Consider the following 8733-nt stretch of genomic DNA (forward strand, 5'->3'; position numbering starts at 1 on the left):
CCCGCGGACGCTGTACCGCTTGTACCCATAATGCCGGAAGAGGTGGAGCTCATGGACAATGCAGGTTGGAAGACATGGGCCGAGGGAGCATCATCCGGACTCGGGGCAGGCATGGCGGTCATTCCGTATGTGCTGCTTCGCCATTACCGCAAGCTGAAGCTGACGGATAGCGAAGCGATGCTGCTCGTTCACCTGATTGCGTTCAAGCAGGTCGAGCAGAAGGACTTTCCGACGATGGAGGAGCTGGAGGAGGTTACGGGATCCGGTGCCCAGTCGATTGCGGAGTCGCTGCAGAAGCTGATGAGGGCAGGGTTCATCGCCATCGATGAGGAGCTGGACGAGCTGCGCGGCATTCAATATGAACGGTACAACTTGTCCGGCCTGTATCATCAGCTGAGCCTGTGCCTGGCGAGCGAGGAGAAGCAGCGAGCCCAGGCTGCGAACAGACGGACGAAGAAGGCGGCCAAGCCGGAGACGGACAGCAGCAATATGTTTACCGTTTTCGAAAAGGAATTCGGCCGTCCTCTCTCACCGATGGAATGCGAAACGATTTCGGGTTGGATGGACCAGGACCGTTACCCTGAAGAGCTCATCCGCATGGCGCTGAAGGAGGCAGTCTTTGCCGGTAAGGTCCATTTTCGGTACATAGACCGGATCCTGCTGGAATGGAGCCGCAACCGGGTGCGTAGTGCCGAGGACGCCAGAGCCTACACGCAGAAGTTCCGTGGCGGCGGCAGAGCCTGACATCAGAGAGTTGAGTTGAAAGCGTGCCTTTCCGGTTAAACGGAAGGGTACGCTTTTTTAGCGTCTGAACAGAGCGATTAGGCCATGTGTTTGAATCAGGTAAGGACAGCTGCTGCTTGGAAGCGGTTTGGTTTCCGTCTGAATATGTGCCGGTTCGATGGACGTTTCCATATGAAAAAAGCGGATCGGCGGGTAGCGGGAACATGATCGGCAGGCAGGAGTATGGTACAATATTTCATAGTGTTCAAGAAGCTGGGCTGTAAGCTTTTTATACGTTAAAGGAGGATATCCATGAAGAACATACTGATCCTTGGCGGTACCCGTTTTTTTGGCAAACGGCTTGTTGAGCGGCTGCTGGAGGATGGGCATGAAGTCACCATCGCGACAAGAGGAAACACGCCGGATCCCTTTGGCGACAGGGTAGAGCGGCTGGTGCTGGATCGCGAGAATAAGGAATCTCTGGCTCAGGCCGTAGCGGGAGGCAGGGTGTGGGAGGTCGTATATGACAACATCTGCTATTCCCCTCAAGGGGCCCAGGATGCCTGTGACGTATTTCAGGGAAAAGTCAAAAGATACATACTTACCTCGTCTCTGTCGGTGTACGATCCTTCTTCGCACCAGAATCAGGAGAAGGACGTCAACCCGTACATTTATCCGATCACGATGGGAGGCAAGGATGATTTCTCCTATGCGGAAGGCAAGCGGCTCGCCGAGGCTGTCTTTTTCCAAAAGGCAGACTTCCCGGTCTGCGCCGTCCGCTTCCCGATCGTGCTGGGGGAGGATGATTACACGGAGCGGCTTGAATTCCATATCCGGCGGATCCAAAGCGGTACGCCGATCGGCATGCCGAATCTGAGCGCCAAGCTGTCGTTGATCGATTCTGAAGAGGCCGCCTCTTTCCTGAGCTGGCTGAGAACCCAGCGTGTGGAGGGGCCGATCAATGCCTGCTCGCAGGGGGATGTCAAACTGTCGGACATCATCGGCTGGATCGAGAAGGAAACGGGATGCAAAGCCATCATCCAGCGGGAGTCGGCGAAAGAAAATGCTTCTCCTTTTGGCGTACCGGAGTCGTGGACGATGGATACCTCCAAGGCGGAACGGCTGGGATATTCGTTTAAGCCGATCCGCTCGTGGGTTCCGGCTTTGATCAAGCAGCTATCGCAGCAGGAGAATGTTTAGAAAATCATTTGCGGCGCTTCAGCTGGCCTGGGGCAGCCAGGCACGGATTCATTCAACCGGCAATTTAGGGCAGCCTTTTCCTTCGGGGAGGGGCTGTTTTTCTTTTGGATGATATTGGCATGAATTTTTTTGAAAAACATGCAGGGTTAACCCGGAGGCCCGGCGTCTATAGATACGGGAAGGAGGAGAGAGTTATTGACGAGGAAGCATTGATCGAGCAAATTCGTGATGGCGACCAAAGCGCGTTCCGCACGCTCGTGGAGCGTTACGGACAGCATGTGTTCCATACGGCCTACTCGGTGCTGAAAGATGCCAAGGAAGCCGAGGACGCGGCCCAGGAAGCCTTTATACAAGTGTATAAATCTCTCTCCGAATACCGGTCCCAAGGATTCAAGACATGGTTGACCCGCATTGCTTTACATAAAGCCATCGATGCTAAAAGAAAGCTGGGAAGGCGCAGGGAAGACCAGCTTGCGGATGCAGAGCAGCTGAACCAATGGCCATCCGGCGAAGCGGATCTGCTGGCCCAGCTGGTCAAGAAGGAGAAAAAGGAGACGCTGGAGCGGAGGTTACATCGCCTTCCGCAGCAGCACCGAGAAATTTTGATCCATTTTTATATCCAGGAAAAAAATTACGAGCAGATCGCCAAGGAGCAGGGAATTGCCGTCAAAACGGTGGAATCCCGGCTGTACCGGGCGAGAAGCTGGGTCCGCACCCATTGGAAGGAGGAGGAGTGGAAATGAGTCACAAAGGGCGCTCCCAGCCGGTGACGCAGGACTGGGTGGAGTACATTCAGGGGGCTTGCTCCCCGGAAAAAGCGGATACGCTGGAGTCGCTGCTGCTGGAGGACGATTCGGCCCTGGCGGCATACATGCAGGTCATGAATGATCTGGGGCCGAAGCTGCCCGGTCTCGAATATGAGCAGCAGTTCATCGACAACGTCATGGATGCTCTTCCTTCCGAAGACAAGGATGCGAAGCGCGGAGCAAACGAAAATTGGCGCCGGCGGTGGTACGAACATCGCATGTTCCATTACGCCGTGGCGGCCTGCATTACGCTCGTATTCCTATCGACCGGATGGTTCGACAAGCTGGGCCCGGAAACGCTGCAAAAGGCAGGGACCAGCGGTCAGCCGACGTATGGTGAAAAGCTCGTTCATGTGACGACAGGCTGGCTGGACCGGCTGAAGCCATAAAAAGAGGGAATCGATGACCATTCAGAATCAAGGAAAGGAACGATGACTTTGTATCCACAACGCAGTAAGATGGCTGCTTTTATTCTCAATTTCATCCCGGGCCTCGGCCACTACTACATGGGACGGAAGCTGAGAGGGGTTATATACCCTATGCTGTTTTTTGGAGGCATTTTGTTTGGAGTAATGGTGGCGATCGCACTGGGTGAAGGCGGCATGTTTTTTGCTTTTACCCTGCTGTGTGCGGCTATATTATGGGGGATCTGCATGCTGGACCTAATCGTGTATCTGGTGCGTATGCCTGCTCCGCAACCCGGGTATCCGCCGCAGCCTTATCCTCCGCATTGGGAACCGGGGGCCGGTCCTTATCCGGGAGGATATAGCGGGCAGGGGCAGCCTGGGTTTCCGGGGAACGGACCCGAATTTGTCCAGGAAGGCGTGTATGCGCAGCAGCCGTACCCTCCTTATCCACAGCCCAGCCCGGAGAACGAGCGCTTCTTTACGATTTTGCTCTCCTTTATTCCGGGGCTTGGACATCTTCATATGGGATTGATGCAGCGGGGCCTGTCGTTCTTGATCGCCTTTTTTGGGCTGGGGACTGTCATGTTCTTCCTGACCGGCCTGACCAGCCATGCGTTCTTTATGCTGTTCCTCGGCATCCTGCCGATCATCTGGCTGTACTGCATGTTTGACGCCGTGCAGCTGATTCACCGCAAGCAGGCTGGCGAACGGGTTGAGGACCGCACCCTGTTCGACGAGATGGAGGCCGGCCGGGCGGAAGGACGCCGCAGCAAAGTGCTCGCTACGCTGCTGTCTGCTTTCCCGGGAGCCGGACATATGTATCCGCGGTTTCCCGAGTTCCATATCGATTACCGGATTTCACATTACTTGAAAACAGCCATCGTGGCCCTGCTGCTGATCGGCGTAGGCATCCGGCTGTTAACCGGGCCCAAACCGAGCGGACGGGAGAGAAGCCACGGGGATTTTTAAACGGATATTCACTCTAAGATACTGTTCGGTCCTTCATGCAGCCTGACTTGAGTCAGGCTGTTTTTTTATTGGGATTAAAGAGGATAAGTATGGTGACATTGGGGCCTTACGAGCAAATGATTTATAGCGGTAACCAATGGAGCACGATATCGATTGCTTTCCTGTTTCAGGAAATGTTATGATAGCCCATGCTCAAGCATGAGTTCGGGTCGGAATCGGGTATGAAGGTTTTTATCATGGAAGTCCGCAGCTTGCTCCGGACATAACTGAAAAGGAGGTGTTATCGTACTTATGAACCAGTGGGATGCCGATATTCACATTACGGACGCTTTGGTCTGCGAGCTGATCGAAAGCCAGTTCCCGGATCTGGCCGGATTTCGGATCAGGCAGATTGGGGAAGGCTGGGATAACGCCGTTTATCAAGTGGGAGACCGCTATACGTTCCGTTTTCCAAGAAGAAGTTTCGCCGTAGAACTTCTGCTCACAGAAGGGAGGTTGCTGCCGCTCCTTCGCGATTACATTACGCTTCCCTATCCCAAACCGGTGTTCTACGGACTGGAAAGCGAGGCATATCCGTTTCCGTTTCTTGGTTACACTTATATTCCCGGAACGTTTCCCGTTGGACTGACTGATGAACAGCGGCGTTTATCGGCGGCTTCTTTAGGAAGCTTTCTGCATAAACTTCATCTGTTTCCGGTGGGAACGGCAAGGGAAGCGGGGGTTTCTGAAGACCACCGGAACCTGACGGACGTAACTTCACGCAAGATGAAAATGGTAGACATCCTGTCCAGCCTGAAGCCTCATCTGCCAAGGGAGGAGCATGATGCCATCCAGAAATATTTGGACCACCGTGTTACCGTGGACCGGATTACCCCGCAGGAAGTAATGCTCCATGGCGATCTGCACTTTAAAAATATGCTGGCAGACGAGCGTGGGCAAATCAGTGGCGTGATCGACTGGGGAGATCTGAATGTCGGCCATCCGGGCTGCGATCTCAATATCGCTTACAGCTTTTTGGGGCCGGCAGAGAGGCAGATGTTTTTCGAACAGTACGGCGAAGTGGATGAGGAAACCAGGCTGCTGGCCAGGCTGATCGGCGTGTTTATTCCGATGCTCCTTTTGGCTCAGGCGGTTCAAATCCAGGACGCCGGGGTGGAGGAAGAAGCGCGGGCCAGTATTCGCCGGGCTCTGTCCGGTGATTGAAACGGCCGATAATGATCCGCGGGGAGCGTATGGTCGTGGTCCAACGGGAACGGACGAAATTTTTTTGATAAGCGCCACCGAACCAGTTAAGAATGACGGTGCCAGCTGCCTGAATGCCAAGGCAGTAAACATGGCTTAATCGCCGGGGATTTTGGTTAGCTCAAACCGGCTGCCCCATCTTTGGGTAGTGGCGATGAGGGTGCGGTCTCCTTTCGTGAAAAAATAGCCGCTCCCTTCTTGCTCCTTATAGTTCCACCCCTGCTCCTCCAGCATGGAAATGATGCGCTGACCATTCTGCTGTGAATTGAGCCGGCTGATATACCAAGTGTTTTTTTCATCTGACAGCAGGACTGTAGGCGAATCACCGGACAGCATCCCCTGATTCCATGCCGTCTTTTTGTCGATCCCTTGTAGTGGAAAAGCCGGGTATAGAAGGTAGGTTTGAAGCATGATCCACAACAATATGGATAGCAGAACCAAGGTTCCCGACGCGCCGATAAACCATTTTTTCAACACTATATATTTCCCCTTTGTTTATCAGATGAAGTCACTGTGCTAGAATTTTCCTTTATCCCATTATAGCCCGGATATCCGATGTTTTGACAGGCCTACATAAACCAATCAAACGTTCCTTTCCTTGCACTTGAAGCGTTTTATATAGAGAAAATAACGTAAGCATCTTTTGAAGGGGGCGCTCGATTGAAAAGTATAATGACTGCTTTCCTGCTGGTTGTGTTCATCTTAGCGGGCTGCAGCCAAGAGAAAGATACGTTCAGCTCCCCGCTGTATCAAGGCCGAAGCTTGAAGAATCGGGGTGATCGGCGAAGTTCCGATGGTACGGGAGAGTAATGTTACTTTTAAGCAAATCACGTTTGATGATTTGGAAAAAGGAGATTCGTTCTTATCCTCATACGACGCCATTTTTATCATGAAAGAGGAGCTGCCGACAGCCGCATCGCCGCAGTACGCCAGGATCTATAAACTTGCTGGAATTCCGTTTTTTTCTTCGAATCTTCCAAATACCTTACGACCTATATAGATGCTACGATTTCTTACGAGGATTGGCCTGACATGGGACCCGGTTTCTTCGTACTTGGATATGATGGGGGAACAGGGCATCAATTTGGCACAGGTTTGTATAACGACACCAAAAACGAGACGAATGTCAAAAGCGCTTACTCCGATATTTTCAGGCAGATCGAAACCGGGCTATAGATGGTTATATCGTATTGAATAAGGAGGAACATGTCCTGAAAATCATCGGTTGCTCGCTGTTAGTGCTTCTACTGTTACTTACCGGATGTGCTTCCGTCCCCCAATCTTACAGCATGCCTGAGTATAAGGGCAGAAGCTTAACGATCGGAGTGGTTGGAGGGGCGCCTTCCTTTTCAAAACAAACGAATCGGGTATTTAACCGGCAAAAAAATCCTTACTCCGACGCCGGCTGATCCGGTATGGAATAAGGATTTTTTACTCTTTTCATCATGAGCAGCAAGGCTGCTTCCGCGGCTAATTAACGCCGGCCATCCAGCGTAAGCGGGGCGGCGCTGTTCTGAAGAAGCATGCTGCGGTACAAATATTCAAAAATGAATTCAAACGCCTCCAGATGCTTTTTCGCTTCAAACGCGTTTTTGCCCCAGGCATAAATGCCGTGGTTGCGCAGCAGGATTCCCGGTACGGCCGGGTTCAGCACGCCTTCCACGAGTTCGGCAATGCGGGGAATGTCCGCATAGTTCGGAAGCACAGGGATGGAGATCGGCGCATTTTCCTCCCAAATGTTGAAAGCTTTGATCAACTCGATGCCCTGAGCCGGCACGGCTCCGGCTTCCCCGAACCATTCGCTGATCAGGTTGTTAAAGATCGTATGCACATGGAACACGGCGCCGCAGCCGGTGAGACGGTATATTTCGCAGTGGATTTGCGTCTCCGCGCTGGGCTTCAGCGAGGTCGTTTCCACCGCCCGGCCGCTCTTGTCCACGAACAAAAAGTCTTCCGGCGTCGTCAGCGACTTGTCTTTTCCGCTCGCCGTAATGGCGAAATAAAAGGCTTCCGGGTCAAATTCGCCCACCCGCATCGAAAGATTGCCGCTGGTTCCCGGAAACCAGTTCTTCGCGGCAAACTGCTGTTTGATCAGGCTCAACTCCCCGAGAACCAGCTGCTTATGCTCCAGGCTAATGCCGGCAAAGGTCATGTCTACAGCACTCCTTGTCGTTGTTTCTTCTTCATGTCCTCGATAATGTCAAAAAAGGTTTCAAAAGGAACATGCTTCACGCCAAGCTCCGCGCATTTGTCCGTCAGGATGGAGCGGGAGTAGACGAGGTCGGCGATTTTGGCGCCTTCGAAGTCGGTCAGGCTGTCGCCGATCAGAATCCGCTCGTATTCGTCTTCCGGGAACCGGCGCATGACCGTCGTTTTGCACATCCCGCAGCCGTTATGGCAGGGATCCTGGCAAGGGTGCGGCCAGAGGATATCGATCCGCTCTCCGCTAAAATCGGCGCTGTTGCAAAAAATATGGTCGGACGGAATCCCGAAGGGCTCGAGGAGCGGATCTATAAAAAAGTCCATGCCGCCGCTGGTCACGTAAAAGTCGATATTTTCCTCTTTAGCATAGTCCAGAAATTCACGGAAGCCGTCGCGAATGCCTGCCCGGCTCAAGACGTAGCTGACAATCTCGTCCTTCATCGAAGAAGGCAGCAGGGCGAACATGGCGCCGACGCCTTCGCGCAGGGTGATCTTCTGGCTGACCGTATCTTCCATGATCGGCTTGTACCCGGCCGGGTCAAAATGCTTCATGATCGCCACGATGTTATCCGACAGCGTGATCGTGCCGTCAAAATCGCAAAAGATTACGCGTTTCTTAGCTGTCATCGTTCGCCCCCCCAGGCGTCCAGGGCTGCCTTCAGCTCAGGATGGCCGTCTTCGGCATACTGGGCGAGCGGAATGGACTGCTGCGCCGCAGCAATCGCCTGCACAAACGCCCGTCCGCCGGCCTCCGTACCCATCGGATGGCCGTGAACGCCGCCGCCGGCGTTCACGACCACGTCGGTTCCGAAATCCCGCAGGATGAGCGGCACGAGTCCGGGGTGAATTCCCGCCGAAGGCACCGGCATGCTGGCCTTCATTGGCAGTTCCCGGCTGATCAGCTCGTCACGAATCGCCATGTTTTCCGCCTTAGGCATCGTCACGGATCCGTAAGGGGAAGGGAAGAGCACCAGATCCGCGCCGGCGAGCCGCATAAGCTGGCCCAGCAGCACCGAGGCCGAAATACCGTAATGCGGCGACGGGTAGAAGGCTCCCGCCAGGGCCGGATGCGCGGCGATCGGAACGTTGATCTCCGGATCGCTGCTCAGTTCATGCAGCACGTCGTAGCCGTAGGACAAGACGTTGAACAGCAGCGCGTTCGCGCCGGCACCTATCGCCTTCTT

10 protein-coding genes are annotated in these 8733 nt (G+C 53.8%); 6 read left to right on the forward strand and 4 right to left on the reverse strand.

Going from position 1 to position 8733, the window contains the following annotated elements; translation table 11 throughout:
• Positions 1–51 precede the first annotated feature (51 nt).
• The 6 genes from CPT76_RS04965 to CPT76_RS04990 all read left to right on the forward strand — a co-directional run bounded on the left by CPT76_RS04965 (position 52) and on the right by CPT76_RS04990 (position 5308).
• Complete coding sequence (locus CPT76_RS04965) at positions 52–744, forward strand: DnaD domain-containing protein (protein WP_105442376.1); 693 nt, start codon at positions 52–54, stop codon at positions 742–744.
• Positions 745–1035: 291 nt separating this feature from the next.
• Positions 1036–1923: an NAD-dependent epimerase/dehydratase family protein gene (locus CPT76_RS04970; RefSeq protein WP_105442128.1), complete on the forward strand. Its 888-nt coding sequence runs from the start codon at positions 1036–1038 to the stop codon at positions 1921–1923.
• 119 nt (positions 1924–2042) lie between these two features.
• Positions 2043–2666 carry an RNA polymerase sigma factor gene (locus tag CPT76_RS04975; protein WP_105442377.1) on the forward strand — a complete coding sequence of 208 codons (624 nt, stop codon included), beginning with the start codon at positions 2043–2045 and terminating at the stop codon, positions 2664–2666.
• Complete coding sequence (locus CPT76_RS04980; RefSeq protein ID WP_105442129.1) at positions 2663–3118, forward strand: hypothetical protein; 456 nt, start codon at positions 2663–2665, stop codon at positions 3116–3118. The genes CPT76_RS04975 and CPT76_RS04980 overlap by 4 nt, the downstream gene beginning before the upstream one ends.
• A 150-nt stretch (positions 3119–3268) precedes the next feature.
• Complete coding sequence (locus CPT76_RS04985; RefSeq protein WP_258168090.1) at positions 3269–4105, forward strand: hypothetical protein; 837 nt, start codon at positions 3269–3271, stop codon at positions 4103–4105.
• A 291-nt stretch (positions 4106–4396) separates the two neighbouring features.
• Positions 4397–5308 (forward strand): phosphotransferase, encoded by a 912-nt coding sequence (locus CPT76_RS04990; RefSeq protein WP_105442131.1) that lies wholly within the window; start codon positions 4397–4399, stop codon positions 5306–5308.
• Positions 5309–5443: 135 nt separating this feature from the next.
• Here the strand turns inward: CPT76_RS04990 and CPT76_RS04995 are convergent, their stop codons facing one another.
• From CPT76_RS04995 to CPT76_RS05015, 4 genes are all read right to left on the reverse strand, one after another.
• A complete protein-coding gene (locus CPT76_RS04995; RefSeq protein ID WP_105442132.1) occupies positions 5444–5824 on the reverse strand; it encodes a hypothetical protein in 381 nt (126 codons plus the stop codon).
• A gap of 997 nt (positions 5825–6821) precedes the next feature.
• Entirely contained in the window at positions 6822–7499 is a 678-nt protein-coding gene (gene mtnB / locus CPT76_RS05005) for a methylthioribulose 1-phosphate dehydratase (RefSeq protein ID WP_105442134.1), read from the reverse strand.
• A 2-nt stretch (positions 7500–7501) separates the two neighbouring features.
• Positions 7502–8176 carry a 2-hydroxy-3-keto-5-methylthiopentenyl-1-phosphate phosphatase gene (locus tag CPT76_RS05010; protein ID WP_105442135.1) on the reverse strand — a complete coding sequence of 225 codons (675 nt, stop codon included), beginning with the start codon at positions 8174–8176 and terminating at the stop codon, positions 7502–7504.
• A partial coding sequence (locus CPT76_RS05015; protein WP_258168092.1) for a RuBisCO large subunit C-terminal-like domain-containing protein occupies positions 8173–8733 on the reverse strand: 561 nt, incomplete at its 5' end. The genes CPT76_RS05010 and CPT76_RS05015, both read right to left, overlap by 4 nt.

It is taken from the genome of Paenibacillus sp. AR247, from assembly GCF_002968895.1.
Classification (GTDB): domain Bacteria; phylum Bacillota; class Bacilli; order Paenibacillales; family Paenibacillaceae; genus Paenibacillus_AQ; species Paenibacillus_AQ favisporus.

Bases quoted from the DNA above. Each gene is read 5' to 3' on its own strand.
- CPT76_RS04965 (WP_105442376.1), top strand. From the start codon at position 52: ATGGACAATGCAGGTTGGAAGACATGGGCCGAGGGAGCATCATCCGGA.
- CPT76_RS04970 (WP_105442128.1), top strand. From the start codon at position 1,036: ATGAAGAACATACTGATCCTTGGCGGTACCCGTTTTTTTGGCAAACGG.
- CPT76_RS04975 (WP_105442377.1), top strand. From the start codon at position 2,043: ATGAATTTTTTTGAAAAACATGCAGGGTTAACCCGGAGGCCCGGCGTC.
- CPT76_RS04980 (WP_105442129.1), top strand. From the start codon at position 2,663: ATGAGTCACAAAGGGCGCTCCCAGCCGGTGACGCAGGACTGGGTGGAG.
- CPT76_RS04985 (WP_258168090.1), top strand. From the start codon at position 3,269: ATGCTGTTTTTTGGAGGCATTTTGTTTGGAGTAATGGTGGCGATCGCA.
- CPT76_RS04990 (WP_105442131.1), top strand. From the start codon at position 4,397: ATGAACCAGTGGGATGCCGATATTCACATTACGGACGCTTTGGTCTGC.
- mtnB (WP_105442134.1), bottom strand. From the start codon at position 7,499: ATGACCTTTGCCGGCATTAGCCTGGAGCATAAGCAGCTGGTTCTCGGG.
- CPT76_RS05010 (WP_105442135.1), bottom strand. From the start codon at position 8,176: ATGACAGCTAAGAAACGCGTAATCTTTTGCGATTTTGACGGCACGATC.